This window comes from Desulfofarcimen acetoxidans DSM 771 (assembly GCF_000024205.1).
GTDB classification, from domain to species: Bacteria; Bacillota; Desulfotomaculia; order Desulfotomaculales; family Desulfofarciminaceae; genus Desulfofarcimen; species Desulfofarcimen acetoxidans.
The window spans coordinates 3,208,568-3,226,136 of record NC_013216.1; the positions used below are offsets into that span (position 1 = coordinate 3,208,568).

General features: G+C 37.9%; 22 protein-coding genes and 1 pseudogene. 5 read left to right on the top strand and 18 right to left on the bottom strand.

Annotated elements, in window-relative coordinates:
- Positions 1-182: 182 nt before the first annotated feature.
- The 6 genes and pseudogenes from DTOX_RS14570 to DTOX_RS14590 all read right to left on the bottom strand — a co-directional run bounded on the left by DTOX_RS14570 (position 183) and on the right by DTOX_RS14590 (position 6,427).
- On the bottom strand, positions 183-1,706 hold the full coding sequence (locus DTOX_RS14570; RefSeq protein WP_015758452.1) for an ATP-binding response regulator: 1,524 nt from the start codon (positions 1,704-1,706) through the stop codon (positions 183-185).
- Positions 1,707-1,757: 51 nt separating this feature from the next.
- Entirely contained in the window at positions 1,758-2,612 is an 855-nt protein-coding gene (locus DTOX_RS14575; protein ID WP_015758453.1) for a CheR family methyltransferase, read from the bottom strand.
- An 11-nt stretch (positions 2,613-2,623) separates the two neighbouring features.
- Entirely contained in the window at positions 2,624-5,386 is a 2,763-nt protein-coding gene (locus DTOX_RS14580) for a response regulator (RefSeq protein ID WP_015758454.1), read from the bottom strand.
- Positions 5,387-5,609: 223 nt separating this feature from the next.
- Positions 5,610-5,708 (bottom strand): annotated as a pseudogene (locus tag DTOX_RS23115) (manganese catalase family protein); the annotation flags it as partial.
- A gap of 24 nt (positions 5,709-5,732) precedes the next feature.
- Positions 5,733-6,005, bottom strand: coding sequence for a spore coat protein CotJB (locus tag DTOX_RS14585; RefSeq protein WP_242652443.1), 273 nt, complete (start codon positions 6,003-6,005; stop codon positions 5,733-5,735).
- A gap of 20 nt (positions 6,006-6,025) precedes the next feature.
- Entirely contained in the window at positions 6,026-6,427 is a 402-nt protein-coding gene (locus DTOX_RS14590; RefSeq protein WP_015758456.1) for a spore coat associated protein CotJA, read from the bottom strand.
- A 169-nt stretch (positions 6,428-6,596) separates the two neighbouring features.
- Here DTOX_RS14590 and DTOX_RS14595 point away from each other — a divergent pair, with 169 nt between their 5' ends.
- Positions 6,597-7,052 carry a type II toxin-antitoxin system death-on-curing family toxin gene (locus DTOX_RS14595; RefSeq protein ID WP_015758457.1) on the top strand — a complete coding sequence of 152 codons (456 nt, stop codon included), beginning with the start codon at positions 6,597-6,599 and terminating at the stop codon, positions 7,050-7,052.
- 69 nt (positions 7,053-7,121) lie between these two features.
- Here the strand turns inward: DTOX_RS14595 and DTOX_RS14600 are convergent, their stop codons facing one another.
- Complete coding sequence (locus tag DTOX_RS14600; protein ID WP_015758458.1) at positions 7,122-7,613, bottom strand: phosphatidylglycerophosphatase A family protein; 492 nt, start codon at positions 7,611-7,613, stop codon at positions 7,122-7,124.
- Positions 7,614-7,831: 218 nt separating this feature from the next.
- On the opposite strand from DTOX_RS14600, the gene DTOX_RS14605 reads away from it, so the two are divergent.
- From DTOX_RS14605 to hfq, 4 genes are all read left to right on the top strand, one after another.
- Positions 7,832-8,164: a hypothetical protein gene (locus DTOX_RS14605; RefSeq protein ID WP_015758459.1), complete on the top strand. Its 333-nt coding sequence runs from the start codon at positions 7,832-7,834 to the stop codon at positions 8,162-8,164.
- A 218-nt stretch (positions 8,165-8,382) separates the two neighbouring features.
- Positions 8,383-8,598, top strand: a complete 216-nt coding sequence (gene gvpA / locus DTOX_RS14610; RefSeq protein ID WP_015758460.1) for a gas vesicle structural protein GvpA — start codon at positions 8,383-8,385, stop codon at positions 8,596-8,598.
- Positions 8,599-8,672: 74 nt separating this feature from the next.
- Positions 8,673-9,407 carry a hypothetical protein gene (locus tag DTOX_RS14615; RefSeq protein WP_015758461.1) on the top strand — a complete coding sequence of 245 codons (735 nt, stop codon included), beginning with the start codon at positions 8,673-8,675 and terminating at the stop codon, positions 9,405-9,407.
- Between the two features lie 139 nt (positions 9,408-9,546).
- Positions 9,547-9,768, top strand: a complete 222-nt coding sequence (gene hfq, locus DTOX_RS14620) for an RNA chaperone Hfq (protein WP_042315918.1) — start codon at positions 9,547-9,549, stop codon at positions 9,766-9,768.
- A gap of 10 nt (positions 9,769-9,778) precedes the next feature.
- On the opposite strand, the gene DTOX_RS14625 is transcribed toward hfq, so the two are convergent.
- Genes DTOX_RS14625 through DTOX_RS14675 form a run of 11 tightly spaced genes read right to left on the bottom strand, consistent with a single transcriptional unit; the run spans position 9,779 to position 17,557 of the window.
- Positions 9,779-10,621, bottom strand: coding sequence for a helix-turn-helix domain-containing protein (locus tag DTOX_RS14625; protein ID WP_042315920.1), 843 nt, complete (start codon positions 10,619-10,621; stop codon positions 9,779-9,781).
- Between the two features lie 23 nt (positions 10,622-10,644).
- Positions 10,645-12,774: a CDC48 family AAA ATPase gene (locus DTOX_RS14630; protein ID WP_015758464.1), complete on the bottom strand. Its 2,130-nt coding sequence runs from the start codon at positions 12,772-12,774 to the stop codon at positions 10,645-10,647.
- Between the two features lie 38 nt (positions 12,775-12,812).
- Complete coding sequence (locus DTOX_RS14635) at positions 12,813-13,343, bottom strand: Hsp20/alpha crystallin family protein (protein WP_015758465.1); 531 nt, start codon at positions 13,341-13,343, stop codon at positions 12,813-12,815.
- Between the two features lie 23 nt (positions 13,344-13,366).
- A complete protein-coding gene (locus tag DTOX_RS14640; protein WP_015758466.1) occupies positions 13,367-13,603 on the bottom strand; it encodes a gas vesicle protein in 237 nt (78 codons plus the stop codon).
- Positions 13,604-13,623: 20 nt separating this feature from the next.
- Positions 13,624-14,403 (bottom strand): GvpL/GvpF family gas vesicle protein, encoded by a 780-nt coding sequence (locus DTOX_RS14645; RefSeq protein ID WP_015758467.1) that lies wholly within the window; start codon positions 14,401-14,403, stop codon positions 13,624-13,626.
- A complete protein-coding gene (gene gvpK, locus DTOX_RS14650; protein WP_015758468.1) occupies positions 14,390-14,704 on the bottom strand; it encodes a gas vesicle protein GvpK in 315 nt (104 codons plus the stop codon). Before gvpK ends, DTOX_RS14645 begins: the two co-directional genes overlap by 14 nt.
- Before the next feature lie 12 nt (positions 14,705-14,716).
- On the bottom strand, positions 14,717-15,088 hold the full coding sequence (locus tag DTOX_RS25550) for a gas vesicle protein (protein ID WP_015758469.1): 372 nt from the start codon (positions 15,086-15,088) through the stop codon (positions 14,717-14,719).
- 2 nt (positions 15,089-15,090) lie between these two features.
- The gene (locus DTOX_RS14660; protein WP_015758470.1) at positions 15,091-15,399 is read right to left on the bottom strand and encodes a hypothetical protein; all 309 of its coding nucleotides are present in this window, start codon (positions 15,397-15,399) and stop codon (positions 15,091-15,093) included.
- A gap of 6 nt (positions 15,400-15,405) precedes the next feature.
- Entirely contained in the window at positions 15,406-15,657 is a 252-nt protein-coding gene (locus DTOX_RS14665; RefSeq protein ID WP_015758471.1) for a gas vesicle protein GvpG, read from the bottom strand.
- A 17-nt stretch (positions 15,658-15,674) separates the two neighbouring features.
- Positions 15,675-16,427 carry a GvpL/GvpF family gas vesicle protein gene (locus DTOX_RS14670; protein ID WP_015758472.1) on the bottom strand — a complete coding sequence of 251 codons (753 nt, stop codon included), beginning with the start codon at positions 16,425-16,427 and terminating at the stop codon, positions 15,675-15,677.
- A 56-nt stretch (positions 16,428-16,483) separates the two neighbouring features.
- The gene (locus DTOX_RS14675) at positions 16,484-17,557 is read right to left on the bottom strand and encodes a GvpL/GvpF family gas vesicle protein (protein WP_015758473.1); all 1,074 of its coding nucleotides are present in this window, start codon (positions 17,555-17,557) and stop codon (positions 16,484-16,486) included.
- Positions 17,558-17,569 lie beyond the last annotated feature (12 nt).

A 17,569-nucleotide genomic window follows, 5' to 3' on the forward strand; every position in this document is an offset into this window, starting at 1 on the left:
TGACATTGTTATCATTGAGCTATAGAAAAAATTAATACCGCAAACAAGATGATAACAACGGAATCACTGGATATTGTAGTGGTTCCTTGTATTTTTAAAATAAATTTAATTTTTCAGTGGCCTCCTTTAGAGGTAGGGGAATTCTGGCTGGTTTTGGTGTAATTCTCCAACTTCAAGATATGCTAAAGATCTGGACGCAGTTCATTTGGTATTTTAAACCGTATAAAAAAAGTGGTACCGGCAGGACCGGTTTCTACTGATATAGCTGCGTTATGTCTATTGGCGATGCTGTAACATGTTGCCAGACCTAAACCCGTTCCATTGTTTTTGGTAGTAAAAAAAGGTGTGCCCATTTTATTCAGTATATCAGGGGCGATTTCTTTCCCCTGGTCTTGTACCGACAGAACAACTTCATCACCTTCCATATACGTTTTTATAGTTAAAATCTTACCGGAAGGCATTGCTTCCAGTCCATTTCGAGTAAGATTAAGAACAATTTGTCGTATCTCCTGTTCATTCAATAATAAATCTTGAATATCTCCATATTGTGCTATTATGTTTTTATCGGACTTGATGGCATCAGCCGTAATTAGCGGCATTAACACATTTATAATACAATTAAGACTCTGTAATTTAAAATCATTTGTATTGTTTCTGGCTAAAGAAAGAAATTCAGATATTATTGAATTAGCCCGATCAAGCTCATCAATCATTAGGCTATAGTATTCCTGATATTTAACACACTCCTTTTTAGTTCCCAGCAATTGCAGGAAGCCCCTAACTGTAGTCATCGGGTTTCTTATCTCGTGGGCAATACCGGCAGCCATTTCTCCAACTAAATCCAGCCGATCCAAACGTGCTATTTCCCGCTCTGCACGTTTTCGCTCACTTATATCATGAAAATAAACTGATAATCCATCCTGGTAAGGGTAAGCGTGAACCTCTACCCATCTATGCATTACAGGTAAAAATGCTTCAAAATGAACGGCCTTCTGCCGGAATACTGCTTTATAATACTCACTTTCAAGAGAAGTGCCAATGGCTTCAGGGAACTCATCCCACATGATTTTACCAATTAGTTTTTCTCTTGTTATACCCCATAATCGTTCTGCCGCCGAGTTAACATATATAAACCTCCACTGGCCATCCAGTGCAAAAAAGGCGTCTGTGGTACTTTCAAGAATGCTTGCAATTCTTTCGTTTGATTTTGCCAGCCTTTCCGAGACTTCTATTCGTTCCATAACCTCTTGCTGCAGGCGCTTGTTTGCTGCCGATAAATCAGAAGTACGCGCCTGCACCAACTTCTCAAGGTTCTCACGATCCCGGTAAATACTAATATATAATTCAATTTTTATTTTTAATGTATCAGGATGAAAAGGTTTAATAATATAGTCCATAGCACCAAGTTTGTATCCCTGGACGACAAACTCATTAGCCTGATTTATTGCGGTAATAAAAACAATCGGTACATTTTTAGATTTTTTCCTTGATCTTATTAACCTGGCGGTTTCAAATCCATCCAGTCCCGGCATTTGAACATCCAATAAGATCAAAGCGAAATCATTCTTTAAAACACACTTTAAAGCTTCTTCCCCTGAATAAGCTCGAACCAGGTTATAATTCTGAGATATGAGCACTGCCTCCAAAGCCAGCAAGTTTTCCGGACGGTCGTCAACCATTAATATATTTATTCTTTGATCATCCATCTGAAACACGATCCCTTTCCTATTTCCATATAATTAGATAGTTAGCTTATTTTATTTGATCTTACGATAAAGTTTTTCTTGTACACTCAGTTCCTCATAGCATTGAGCCAGGTCAGTGAATACAATCGCCTCCTTATTGCCCAAGCCTAGAAAACCCTGCAAACACAGGCTATCATAAAATAATTTGTGCACCCGGCTTTGCAAATATTTATCAAAATATATCATAACATTTCTGCAAAATATTACATCAAATTCATTAAAAGAATTATCGGTGACTAAATTATGCTGTGCAAAAGTAATATTATTCTTTAGATACGATTCAAATAATACTTTTCCCCCTATAACTTTATAGTAGCTGGAAAAACTTCTGGTCCCCCCGGCTTTTATATAATTTTGTGTATAAACTTGCATTTTTGAAATAGGCAATATCCCCTTCTTGGCCTTTTCAAGTAAGAATTCGCTTACATCGGTGGCATAGATTCTTGTTTTCTCGTACAATCCCTCCTCTTGTAAAAGAATTGCCAGGGAATACACTTCTTCACCTGTAGAACAACCGGCATGCCAGATTCGAATAAATTCTTTGTCTTTCAGCAAAGGCAAAACTTTTACTCTAAAGAACAAGAAGAAGCTGGGATCACGAAACATTTCCGTCACATTGATACAGAAATCGCCCAACAGCCTATCCATCACCTGCTTACTATGCAAAACTTTTTCCTGTAATCCTGAAATACTATATAAATTCTCAGCCAGAATTCTGTGCCAAATTCTTCTGCGAAGAGAGGAATAAACATAGTTTCTGAAATCAAAGCCATAATGCCTATAAATACCTTCCAGAAGCAACTGAATTTCAAGCTTTTCCAACTGTTCATTATATTTTGCTTGATCGGCTGCTTCATTAATTATCATATATCCACCACCTATTTATACAACCATACCTGTATTAATGAAAGCAGTTGCTCCACATTGACCGGCTTACATATATAATCAGAAGCTCCCACACTAATACACTTCTCACGGTCATTTTTCATGGCCTTCGCGGTCAGAGCTATAACCGGCAATGTTTTGTATTCCGGCATTCGCCGAATAGTTTGAATGGCCTCATAGCCATCCATTTCCGGCATCATGATATCCATTAGTACAAGATCAATACCGGGGTTTTTATTTAAAACATTAATGCCATCCTTACCATTTTCCGCAAATAAAACCTTCGCCCCATACTTTTCAAGAGCTACCGTTAGAGCAAAGACATTGCGCATATCATCGTCTACCAACAATATTTTTCGATCCACCAGCAAGTTCTTGACATGCTCCATTGCAATAACTTCACCGACATTATCCTCACCTGTATTCTGTTCATCAGCTACGGATTCAAAAGATTCATAATTAATCGGTTTACCCGGTTCTGCCGCTACTTCACTTGTGGCCGCCGCTTCCGCCAAAGCGCCATCTAAGATATATGGCAAATAAAGTGTAAAGGTACTGCCCTTTCCTTCTTCACTTTCCAGTTCAATAAAACCACCCAGCAACATGGCAATTTTATTGGAAATGGACAGGCCTAGGCCTGAGCCCCCGTATTTACGGCTGGTTGTCCCGTCTGCCTGACGGAATTCTTCAAAAATCATAATATGCTTTTCTTGAGAAATTCCAATACCCGTATCGGAAACGGCAAAACTTAACATCGTCGGGAACTCTTGTTTATCAGTGAGCTTCTTTTGCACCTTTCGTATACTTAGAAGCACACATCCTTGTTCCGTAAATTTAAAAGCATTAGATAATAAATTTTTAAGTATTTGCAGCAATCTTTGTTCATCGGCAAAAATAGTCTCCGGCAAATCACTGTCAATCAATATTGTAAAAACAATTGTCTTTTGGTTAGCAACAGGCAGATATTGACGTTCTAAAAACTTTTGTATATCCTTTAACTTCACTGCCCTTGGACAGACATCCATTTTGCCCGATTCTACTTTAGATAAGTCCAAAATATCATTAATTAGAACTAATAAATCCTGACCGGAAGATAAAATAGTCTCCGCATACTCGACTTGTTTCGGGGTAAGGTTACTTTTATCATTCTCAGCCAGCATTTGAGCGAGAATCAAAAGGCTGTTTAAAGGTGTCCGCAGTTCATGGGAAATATTAGAGAGAAATTCCGACTTATACCGGGAAGTTTGTTCTAATTGACCTGCCTTTTCTTCCAGCGCAGCCCTAACCTTTTCCAGCTCAACCGTTCTCTGATGGGAAGTCTTATACTGCTCATCCAGCTTTTCATTAAAGGTTTTTAATTCCTCTTGCTGGAGTTGAAGTTCTTCAGCCTGGGTTTGCAGCTCTTCCGTTAATACCTGAGACTCCTTTAGCAGTTTGCTCACCTGCATGTGGCTGGTTATTCGGTCAATTGTAATTCCTATATCATCTAACACCTGTTCAAGCAGTTCCTGCTGTATCAGGCTAAATTCCTCTAAAGCCGCTAATTCCAATACTGCCAGAACTTGTCCTTCAAATTTCACCGGGTGAATTATAATATTTTTAGGCGGTGCCGAGCCTAACCCGGATGCAATTCTGATATAATTATCCGGTATTTGTGTTAAAGTTATCATTCTGCTTTCCAGAGCACATTGTCCTACCAGGCCTTCCCCTAATTGGAAATTAGGGCAGGCGATATCCTGCTTGTCAAAGGCATACGCAGCTATTTTAGATATGCAATATTGTCCTTCTTGCCTTTCTAACATATAAAAAGCACCATAACTTCCACCAACTACCGGGGTTAATTTATTTATAAGCAAGTTAGCAAAAGTTTGTAAATCCTTCACTCCGGAATACATTGTAGAAATTTCGGCAATTTTTGATTTTAACCAGCTTTGCTCCTCAAGTGTTTTGGTATACATCTTTTGCCGGTTGACCTGATCCTCCAAGGTCCGGGACATTTCATTAAATGCTGCCGCAATTTCACCTATGGCATCTTTAGTAAATATTTCTACACGAGGCAACTCTTCTTTAGGACCCAGGGAGGTAATTTTGTTTATCGCAGTAGTTACTTTATTAATATTACCGGTTATATTGCGTATTGCTATTATCGTAATTCCCGTACCGATCAATAAGCCCAATATTATGAAGATGAGATATATTCGTACGGCTTGCCGGTAATTATATTCACCTTGTTCAACTAAATCCCGCATAGTCTGCCCCTGGATTCCTTTTATTTCATTAATCATTCCGTACAATTGCTCTCGATACTTTTGACCTCCTACTAATAAAAGATTCGTTGCCTCATCTTTACGCCCAGCCATAACCGCAGCTTCTATTTCTTTTTGAAACTCAATAAACGAGTCATACATAAGCTTAATTCGAGATACTAATTCTATAAGCTGCGGCCTATCAACAATTCTATCCATGGTATCCAGAGCGAGCAAAGTACTTTCCCGGGACTTTTCTATTTTCTCAATGGTTTTTTGTATGCTGTTTTTATCATTATCCAACAAGATGAGATCCCTGAGATAACGGCTAATGTTATAAGTCTCATCACTGATAACTCCTGCCAATCGAACCTTTTCATACCTGACCACCATTGCTTCATGTATGTTGTTCTTTAGTTGGTTGATAAAACCAAGAGCAATCCCCATAGTCATCATTATCAATAGCAAAAGGCTGCCAAAACAAATATAAAGCTTAGTTTTAAAGCCCATATTATCTATCACCCCTACTCTATAAGCCTCAAAATAAACCAATAAATTAAAGAGTTTATATCAAATATTCTTATATCTCTTATAATTTACCAATACACCTCATTTACCAACTATTCAACGCAAAATGCTAAATACCTACTGAATATTAAAAAAATTTTTAATATTATATTTTTTATGCAGTTTAAAACCATAGAAACAGGCAAAAAGACGGATAAAATCATAAATCGGGCCCGCCGTATTGAGTTATCAGATATTTAGCCATTTTTACATCTTTTTTAGACACGCGGACAGGATACTCCAGTTTCTTTTCATAAATCCACATACCTTTACTCCTCTCCCTAAATCACTAATATACAATTTCCCAGGGCCAGGGTTCTTCTATCCATTGCCAGTAGTTCTTATTGGAGGCCCCGCTGTAAAAGGTCAGTGGTCCATATCTTTCTTCATATTCTCTTTTTTCTTTTCCCAGTTCCATAACAGTTTTCTCAAAATGGGCCAGTGCTCTTCTGTCATTCGGGTGTGTATCCAGAAAAAGATTCAAATCAATAGCCGTAAATTCAAGTTCCATAATACATTTTAACTTGGCAAGTCTTTCCTTATCCATATATTGTTTACTCATAAAATCACCCCAAACCCAAATTATTTTATAAATTCTGGGAAGATGGTTCCCATTCTTAAAGCCTCCGACGGATTAAAAACCTTACCATAGGACTGCCAGCACACAAATGATTTGGCCAACGGGCACCGGTCAGGCATCATATTATCTTCTCCCGGCTTGTGCATGCAATCCTTATCTTCTAAGCAATCATCAGGTTCCTTTGCCGGGTGGTGATAATAGTCATGTTCCTTCATATTATCTTCAGGATAATAAAACTTGTCATGTTCATGCCCGCAACCACCATGGATATCCCCCGGATAGTTAATATAATTAAGCTTTTTCGTCTCCTCGACAGGCTTTACTGGTTGAGTGTTTACTTTTTTATTGGGTCGTGGCGGCATCTTAGGATTGCGCATAAAGAAAGGAATAAATGTTTGTTTCATAGCAGCCTCCTAATTAATAATAGTTTCCATTTATAGTATTCATTTCCTTAATACATGTTCCGTTAGAAAAAATTTTTCAAATTATTTCCGTATATTTTTTAAATAATTTAATAAATTAAGTGGTGACTGAAGCAAAAAATTGCTATACTACTACAAAGGAGGTGCTCAAATGGTAAACTATCTTAGCTTGGAGCAAGTTAAGACCCTTCATAATTTAATCGACCCCGGCATTACTGTTATAAAAGATGAAGCCGCATTACAAGACGCTTTAGCCGGACCACAGGCTACCGTCCTTGGAGAAGATGCCTATTCTACAGTTGATGAAAAAGCCGCCGTCTTGCTTGATCACATGATTAAAGAAAAACCTTTTAAAACAGCTAACAGGCGCACGGGCCTGCTCACCTACCTGGTTTTTCTTTATGTTAACAATCACCAGATAACCGTCTCGTCGGATAAACTGGTGGAACTGGTAGATTCAGTAGCTGTTAAGCACATACCCATCAGCGATATACTTGCTTTTACCAGACACTCGACAACAGTAATTCAACCTAAATACGAGAATTTTTCAGATGTAGCAAATTTTATTTATAATCATTATGAAGAGGCCTTCAACGAACTTTCATAAGCTGACATGCAAAATATAAAAGCTGCTCCGTTTATAATTAACGGAGCAGCTTTTATATTTTGCATTGGATTATTCTATTTTAGACCGGAGATTCTGATTTTTATGAGCAACTCTGCTGGCAGCGGCGGCAATAATAGCACATACAAGGTCATCCAAAAAAATATTTATTCTTTCGTGAGAAGTATCCAGTTTTCCAATGATGCCTGGCTTGGTTTTATCCAAAAAACCAAAATTAGTAGAACCGATAGTGCCATAAAGCGTGCCTGCTCCAAGAGCAAGTATTTCATCAACACCGTACAAACCGTCGTCATTTTTCAAAACAGACAGCAAAGGTTCTTCAATTAAGTTTTTCTCAGCCAATTCGTCAATAGCTATACCTGTCAGAATAGTGTGTTGAAAATCCCTCTTATTCAAGACCGCCAGAATACTTTCCAGGCACTCCTGCAAAGTCAAGCCAGGTATATAAGGTCGCTGAAGTTGCATAACCAGGGGAGCCATATCCTCAATAAATACTCCCCTTTGTTGAAGCTTTTTTATAGTATGTTCCTTTATAACCCTCACCCCTCTCCCCAAAACTCTCTAGTTTTACTATATAATAATAATCTTTGATTGCTACTAAAAATTTTCTTACCAGTTTTTACATCTACTTTCAGCTTTAAAATTATTGAATGATTGCACTTCCTATTTATCAAGAGAAATACTTGTAATTTATTTCCTACACAAAATCACTAATAATATCTTCCTGCATATACTATAAAAAATGTAAAGGAGAGTATATTATGGAATTTATCAAAAGACATTTATCTGATATGCTGCCTCACTATAAAAACAAGGACCCTTTTTGCTTTGGTCCCGGCAGCGGATGGGTCACTAAAAGTTTCTTCACTGCCTATGAAAGTGAAATTATCTGGTTGGTATATATTAAAGAATTAGATACTTATGCGCATTTGAAAGTAGGTTCGACATGGATAGAAACTTGCGCACCTCTTATTCTTAACTCGCCACATGTCTTTGTCAGCTGGACAGAAAAACACAAAATAATTTACTGGGCTGTCGGCCAAGAAAAAAGCAAATTGCATTATGAACATTGTAAAGAAAAAAAATCACAATAATATCAATAATGCAATTATGAATTTTTGGAACCAATAACTGAACCATGAATATATTAATAGTATAAATTGGCATATTTAAGTATGTTCTAAACATGGATTTTCTTCATACAATAAAGTTAGTTAGTTAAGTAAAAATTAATTTTCTAGTAGGAGGGAGCAATATATGCAATATACCTCTTCCGTACTAGAAGAATATAATAATTTAAGGGGGTATTCCCATGGCAGTAAAGCACTCTGTTGCATCTTCCAGTTTAGTAGAAGTTATTGACCGTATCCTTGAAAAAGGTATTGTAATTGATGCATGGGCAAGAGTATCACTGGTAGGAATTGAACTTTTAGCAATAGAGGCCCGTGTAGTCGTTGCTTCAGTTGATACTTTCTTAAAGTATGCCGAAGCAATCGGACTTACCAAGTTTGCTGCAGTTCCCGCATAGTTTATTTTCTTTTTACAGGCCCTTACCTTTATTTAGGCAAGGGTCTGCAAAAAATTTTTTGGGAGGTAGATAAGATGGGAAGTATGAAAGATATGTTAGAAAATGAAGCGCTTCGTCAAAAAGAGGCTACCCAAATAATTATGGAGCGTAAAAATAATATAAACAACATGCTGGAACAGTTTCAAAATGAACGCATGCAAATGAACAATAACCAGATGCTGCTATTCAATAAATACCACCATGAACGGATTACTATGGATAAAAAGCGCCAAAAAAGAAATGACCAGGCAACAAAGGATAGAATAAATAGCGTTAAACATATTCATAATTCCGTAAATAACTTACTTAAAGATTTCCATGAAAATCATATTGATTTGCTGGAATTCCTCCGGCATAGGTTTCAAGTAACAGAACATATTCGAATGAAAAAAACGGCCGAATTAGAAAAAGCACTTAAACACTATATGGCAGGTATAAAGAAAGATACTACTAATTTGTTAAATGGCTTTCATTTAGAACACAAACATATGAAAAGACAGTTAAGAGAAAATATGAATGACTATATTGTACAACTTTTAAGGGATGCAAAGCACGAGCACAAAAAAAGAATGAAATTTCTATCCGAACTTCTTGACCTTGATTATAACCCAAATGCTCCCAAACACAAACCAAAAGACAAAGAAAAAGAGATCCATAAACATGATCATAAAAAACATTATCATGAAAAACATTATCATGAGAAATACGATCATGAAAAACATGATCATGAAAATTCTTATCCTTATGAACATAACTTCTTTGAAGAATAACTTATCATATTCTTTTTCATGCCCGGGAAATATAAATAATAAATATTAAATATTAAAAATCAAATACAAAACCCTTCCTGCATTTGGCAGTAGGAAGGTTTCTGTGTTTTATATCATTTTTAAGGAGTACAAGTCCATTATGAAACCATACGATTTATCAGTACAAAATAAAATTCTGGTGCAGCTCAAAGAGCAGCAGGCATCAATAATTGTATATTTAATCAACGGTTACCGTCTGGGCGGTAAGCTAAAGGATTTCGATACATTTACCGTTATTTTAGAGGAAAAAGAAACTCAATATATTGTTTACAAGCATGCCATCTCCACGATCATTCCCGAAAAACTGCTCGAAACAGTATAATTCCATTTCATCACCGGAGCTTATACTTTTTAACCCGTGCCAGCATAAACTCCCATTCTAAAAATACACGTTTTTTGAACTCATCCATAAATTCTTCCGGAATTTCTTCAATGTCCCGGTAAGATATTCTTATAGATAAATCCTTAACTAAAAGCTCCACTGTCTTCTGTTTTACATTAAACTCCTGGGTTTCAGCAATAGACGTAAGGTTAACTATAGTAGAGGTAATTTGACCCAATTCATCGGAATAAAGATTACGCAGCCCGTTATCACGATCAATCTGAACAGCAATTTGCCTGAACACTCTACCCAAATCCCAAAAAAACCTGTCAATAATTGGCCCGTAATCTTTATCACCATCTAACTTCAAAATAATACGCATAATTAATTCCACAAAGGATGTAAGTTCTATAACAGTTTGAGTATATCTATCGTAATCCTCATACACATCCTGAGCCAAACATGTTTGAACCACCTCAAGTAATTCTAAAATATTGGCAATCTTCTCGCAGGCTTGATAATGTACGGGTCCTACATGCTCACGAAAATTCTGCAATGTTTTATTACATTCCTTAAGAATAGAAGTTAATGATTGACGGGCTTGAATAAAACTTTCCTTATTGCCACTTATACCGGTTAGCAAGTAGTCCACTGTAACACCTAAATCCGCTGCAAGTCTATTCAAAACAGCAAAACTGGGATTTTTTATTTTCTGCCGTTCAATTAAGCTGAGACTCTGTTTAGTAACTCCTATACGATTTGCTACATTTTGCAGGCTATATTTTTTTTTATCCTGCTTCTTTAGTTCCAGTCGCAAGAATCTGATTCTCTCTCCAAAAGTTAAGTTTAGCATCATTTGCCCCTTAATAATTTTATCTAATAAGAAGCTGTATTTTGACGATGGTGCCTTATAGCATTCATAAAATGTTCTTTTCTTAATTCTAATTTGGTATCGTCTTTTATGCCGCTGCGTATACACTCCCTAATTAAATACAGCATGGCATTTTTACATACCAATTCGATATCGGCCCCGGACATATCTTCTGTAAGAGAAGCTAATTCAACAAAATTCACACACGAATTAAGAGTACAGCCCTTTGTATGGGTAATAAAAATTTCTTCCCGACCTTTTTTATCGGGTAAAGGTATTTCCAGCAATATATCAAATCTTCCCGGACGAAGCAGTGCCTCATCAATAATATCTATTCGATTGGTGGCTGCAACTGCGATTACCCCTCGCAGTTCTTCCACACCATCAATTTCGGTCAACAGTTGACTTACCACTCTGTCCATCACTGCCGAACCTTCGCCGCCAGACTGCCGTCTTGGAGCCAGCGAATCCAATTCATCAAAAAATATGACACAAGGGCTGACTTGCCTGGCTTTTTTAAATACTTCCCTGACACCCTTTTCCGATTCACCAACCCATTTAGACAAAAGCGCCGGTCCTTTTATGGATATGAAATTAGCATTACACTCTGTGGCAATTGCCTTTGCAAGCAGTGTTTTACCGGTACCCGGAGAACCATACAAAATAATTCCCTTAGGTGGAGTAAGACCGGTCTTTTTGTATAGTTGCTCGTATTTTAAGGGCCACTCAATGGTCTCTATAAGTGTTTGTTTGATCCGGTCAAGCCCCCCTATATCCGTCCAATGAATATTGGGATTCTCAACAAACACCTCCCGAATAGCGGAAGGCTCTATTTCCGAATAAGCCTGCAGAAAATGCTCCATTTTGATCTCTAAACACTGAAGCAGCTGATAAGGTAATTCAACCTGAGAAAAATCAATCTGCGGCAATACGGAACGCAAGGTTGACATAGCTGCTTCCCTGCATAAAGCAGTCAAATCAGCTCCTACAAAACCGTGAGTAATCTCGGCCAACCTCGTTAATTCTACATCATCCGCCAGAGGCATACCTCTGGTATGGATCTGAAGTATTTTTAATCTTCCTTTTTTATTCGGTACTCCGATTTTTATTTCCCGATCAAAGCGGCCCGGACGCCTCAAGGCGGGATCCAGTGCATCCGGAATGTTCGTTGCGCCGATAACAATTATTTCACGGCGCGCTTCCAATCCGTCCATCAAAGCTAAAAACTGGGCTACTACTCTTTTTTCCACATCCCCGGTTACCTCAGTTCTTTTCGGGGCAATTCCATCCAATTCATCTAAAAAAATAATACTAGGCGCGTTTTGAGCTGCGCGTTCAAAAATATTTCGTAACTTTGCTTCACTTTCTCCATAAAATTTAGCAATAATCTCCGGGCCATTAACATGAATAAAATGTGCATCCGTCTCCTCCGCCACTGCCCTGGCGATTAAAGTTTTTCCGGTACCGGGAGGACCGTATAAAAGAACACCCTTGGGCGGGTCAATACCCAAATGTTCAAACAATTGAGGAAATCTTAAGGGCAACTCAATCATTTCACGTATCCGCTGAACTTCCTGTTCCAATCCACCGATATCTTCATAAGATATTTTGTGACCACTTTTCTTTTCACTATTATCATTGTGCTTAATACTAATTTTGGTAGAGTCACGCAGAACTACTGCCCTCTCCGGCTTGGTTTCCAATACCCTGAAGTCCTGAGCGCTGGCACCAAAAAGATTAACCCGGACCCGATCACCGGCTATCACCGGTTTTCCGTCCAACAAACTGCTTAAATAGCCGATATTCTTTTCAAGCATTCTAAAATTTTTATTAAGCGGCGTAATGGTAATACTATCCGCAAAGCCAAGATTTATTTTACTAATCTCGATTTTTTCTCCCAGCCCGCTTTGCACATTCTCCCTGGTAATACCGTCAATCTGAATTATTCCTTTATAACGTTCCGCTGTAAATGTCGGCATCACCCTTACCACAGTCACGCGCTGCCCCTTTAATTGAATAATATCCCCGATTTCCACAGCAATTCTTTCAAAATACTCAGGATCAATCCTGGCAATACATCTCCCCACGTCCCTGGTTAAGGCCTCGGAAATCTTTAAAGTTATTCCGTCTCCCATTACTTTGATTAATCCTCCCAGCAGTAGAATAGGTTAAACTAAACCGGTTCATTTTTTCGTTCCAGCTTTATTTCCAGGATACCGTTATTGTAGTTATTTACCAATGACTCCGGTATTACCGGAACATTTAGACATACTTCTTTTTCATACTTACGGCCATTTTTGATTCCGGTAACTGTTTTGATAAACAATATATTGTCTTTTAACCCGACTTGAATCTCTTTTTCTTGCACACCCGGCATTTCCAATATTACTAATACATGATCATCTTCCACAAACACATCGGTGAGGGGCTCGCGAATATCGTCCAGCACCGGACCGGCAGCACCGTCCCGCACGTTACCAAACTGCTCCACCCGGGGACCGTTTCCTCCCAGCTTAACACTAAAACCATAAACACCTTTAAGCCCGTCTTTCTTGCCTCCCCCGATTTCACCAGTTTGAAAAAACTCATTTTTCCCTTCCCTGTCCATTCGACTCACTAAATCCAAAAGATTGGCTACTCCCTTAAAAATATTAGAGAAACCTCCCACATTCAAAATATCAAATTCATCGTTTTTCTTACCCACGTCTATAACCTCCACAGAAGTTTTTAGTGCCTGGAAGACCGCAGCCTTCTTTCGGCCAAACGGCTTTCCTGATCCCAATCAATTAATAAGCCATATTTTTTCATTGTTTCCATACCGGCAATGGCTGCCTTAAGGGTAATTCCAATCAAAGGTACACCCGCTACCGAAATTAAAATATCGGCATTCAATAACAGCCCTTTATCCAAAACCCTATCCAGTAAATCAGTTAATGTCGCTCTTTCTTCCCGTATCGGAAGCAAAAATACCACCTCTCTCGATCTTACACAAAACTATATGCGGGCCAGGGGCCACTAAATTTAATTTTAATAGCAATATCATTGCTTTTAATTTTCTCCAACACATCACCTAACACTTCAACCTCATTGTCACCGGCCAGGCAAACAAGGTTAATAATCATAATCTCATTACGCCCCGCCTGTTTTAGTTTACACAGCTTACACTCGCTTACAACACTGCTAATTTCATGATAAAATTGGCGGCAATAACTGTCAGCACGATTTGCCATCAGTTCCCCTATTTTTTTATTGATCTTCTCCTGAACAAAATAGGCCTTTCCCTTCGCACTTCCTAATAACTCCACCTGCAATTCCAGAATATCCGATTCTGACTGAAGCAGCGATAATGAAACTTGCTTATCCAAAAATAACTGAACGCTATATTCTTTTTTACCCTTTATTTTTCCGAGTTTTAATTTAAAATTGTCATAATTGTCTTCTAACCAATTTACTAATATTTCATGAGAAGATAAATCTTCTTTGCCCTTTACAATTGAGTTGAAGGTAAAGGGCAAAACACTGCTATAACAACTGCAGGCTTTATCCACTACCAACTGATGACCTAAAACCCAATCAATTACTTTATTATTGTCGTCAGAATTATAAGGTTGTTCCGCACAGTCATGTACAACAGCCGCAATATCCCGGTAAACAACGTGATAAACCAAACTACCTTCTACTCCCATGACCTCCGAAGGCCAATTGCCAGGGTTCTCCCCTATACAATAAATATATTTAGCTTTGCAGTCATCAATTAAATTCATTCTCAGCAATCCACCTTTCGGGATTGAAGGTATCAACTACCTCATTTACTACGTTATCCAAGCCTTCACGAATATTTTGGACAACATTTTGCAAATTGTGCTCCATTTCAATTTCCACCAGTGCCTCTTCCAGCTCATGAAGGGCGTTTCCCAAACGCTCAATCTCATCTTCCGTTAAGCTGTCACCTTCTATACGTTTTAGTGCCTGAATTTTCAGGGCATCCTTAATTATCTCCACCAGAGCAAGCAATAACCCCAGAACTCCCTGCTTTAAACTACCCTCTGAAATATCAATATACATTAACAACCACCCTTACCGCTGACTGTGTTCTGTTTCTAATCTCAGCGCCCTGGCGCTGATCCAGCCGCACCAGGGACAGCCTTCATGCAATAACTCATCCCTACCTGATTTCTTACCGCACTCCGGGCATATCTCTTTTAGCTGCTTGGCCGCTTCCGATACTTTCTCATTAATCTCCGTACCCGTGGGAAATTGCAAGCCATATTTGGCAGCTGTTTCAAAAGAGGCAACAGCCGCCTTTATCTTAATACCCAAAAGCTCTACACCGACTATAGAGACGGAAATATCAGCGTTAATTACTAAACCCTTATCCAAAATACGATCAATAACATCTAACAAGGACAGGTTCCCTGTACTTTTTATCGGTCCCATTTGAGGTCCCATCACTAGTCCTCCTCATTGTCCAGATGATCTTTGAGCCAGAATGAGGTTACTTCCAGTTCATCATCTAAAGTAATCAGATAAAGATTTTTATCATGAATTGTCGGCACCCCCTTCATTTCTAAATAGGTATTAACTTGGGTTACCTGTATTAATCCCTTCCACCCACCTTTACTTCTATTTATCCCCAGAACCACAACTGCTTCCCTTGGTAAATGAAACTCCATTTCAAAGAAGCTGATAATTTTTTTATGAGCGTCAATCAGCTTAAAGTTACTGTCACTTAGGTCACCGGGCACAACAGTATTATACATATATACTTAAACCTCCTCTTCTTCTGTTTCCATAGACGCTAACTCATCCAATCTAACCAGCAGTTCTTCCTCTCGCTGTAGGTAATACTCTTCAGTTATCTCCTCCAGCTCCAGTTTTATTTGCAGCTCCATTAAATCTTGTTTAATCTTCGACTTATCGTAAAGCTCCTGATCAGCTTGCTGCTTTATTTTTTCCGCAATAAACTTAACACCCATTACAGGTCCCAGTATCGGAGATAATAATAATTTTCCCAGCAAATAACATCCCAGCTTTCTTAAAAATTCACATATAAGGTTACAAAATTATAAGGAGGCAACGGACCAATATATTTAAAAAGAGCTTGCTCATTAAAAAATTCACCCAATTCATTAACCTTTGCATTAAAATCATCAAGCGAGCTCCGGCTAATTAAAAAATCCGCATTTACAAACATTTGATCTCCGTATAAAAAACTCTCTTTTGTCTCTAAAGCAATTTTTTGCAGGGGCTTTAATACCATCTCTTTTTGCTTTTCTTTTTTTCTCAACAATGCCTGGTTGACCATTTGCCCCAAATCAATCATTTCATAATGAATAGTTTCAGCTGGTTTGCTCTCCAATTTTTTCTTTAGGTTCTTTATTTGTGGATTTTCCTCCACGATTTCTTGATATACCGTCTTCATATCAGTCCATAAGACTTTTAACCCCATTTGAACTTTTCCCGTTACATTATGCAGCATTGATCGCAATTCAGCATAACGTTCCTGCAAAAGAAACTTTTTTACAATTTCTTCATTTTGAGCTACCGTACCAAACCGTACAGGCAAAAGCGGATGGGATACCAATACCTCCTCCAGAACCTTCTGATGAGCAATGGTGTTTTCTCTGCACACATTATATTTTTCTTCCGATGATTGGCTTACTACAGCAGCAAGTTCTTTATAGTGAACGGTAAATACTCCCTCAGGTTCATTTCCTACCGGTCCGGACATAAATGTCAACGGTTCAATAGAATTTATTACACAATAAACATATCTGCCTGTGCTCATTCTAAAACCTCATTCTTAGTCAATTTGAAACTTCTCATCCACATCTGAAAGTATTTTTACTCCATATTCATAGAGTTCACATTACTTTTATCTGCTTTTATCACTTTCATAATGTAATAGTCAGTTATCAGGTCAACATTAAAATCAGAAGAATTTTCTTGACAATATTCTTCCAATAATTTATAAGCAGCGTTAATCTCCTGAACTTTATTTACTGCCGCGTGATCATTTTTATCCGGATGATAGCAATGCAGCAGGGCTCTCCTTGCCGCATTGATATCCTGAAGACTTGCTGTGTCAGGCAATTTTAAAATATCCTTTGCCAGCAGCAACTGATCCATGGTAATTTTCTTTATGCTCACAGTTGAAAAGCCTTGCGGCAATAGACTTTTAGTTAAACTGAAATCTAAACTGTCCCTGTATATTTGATTTAGATACTCTATTTTTTTATTAACATCATCTACTTTACCGGTTATTGCAAGTAAGGTTAGATTTAATATAGAGTTTTCATCAACTACCTCATTAATAAAATAATCCTCCCACAAATTTCTTAATTCAGATATGATGTACTCTCTTGCAGCCTGCTTTTTCTGCTGCATCTGAAAACTTATTATTTTCCCGATCTTTATCAGGTCTTCCTGGCTGACTTGCTCCTGAGCTAACAAAGATTGCTTCAGTTTCTTTACTTCATCTTCTTCACCTATTTTTGCAACCACTTCGTTTAAGTCATTCCAGGAAACTGACAAATTAAGTTCCACCTTATCCTTCAGGTAGTTTAATAAATCATTAAATTTTTCTTCATTATTAGCTAATACCGCGGCAGCCTCTGTCACACTCTCTAAAACAGTACCCAGCTTTACCGGTATGAGAGAAAATTTTTGCCGTAGACATTCTAAGACCTGCTGGTGATCAACAAACAACTGTATTATTGATTCTTTAGATAAATCTTTTAAAGGATAATCCGGTGCGGCACTAACAGCAAAACCTATATTTTTATGCCAAACACCATAAATGGGTGTATTTTCCTGAATAACTGAAATTTTTTCTAATTCATCCTTAAAGGGCGTGCCACCGATCAGGCCATATATATACAATTCCTTAAGGTGATCAGTATTATGATTTTTTACCATGTTATTTAGACT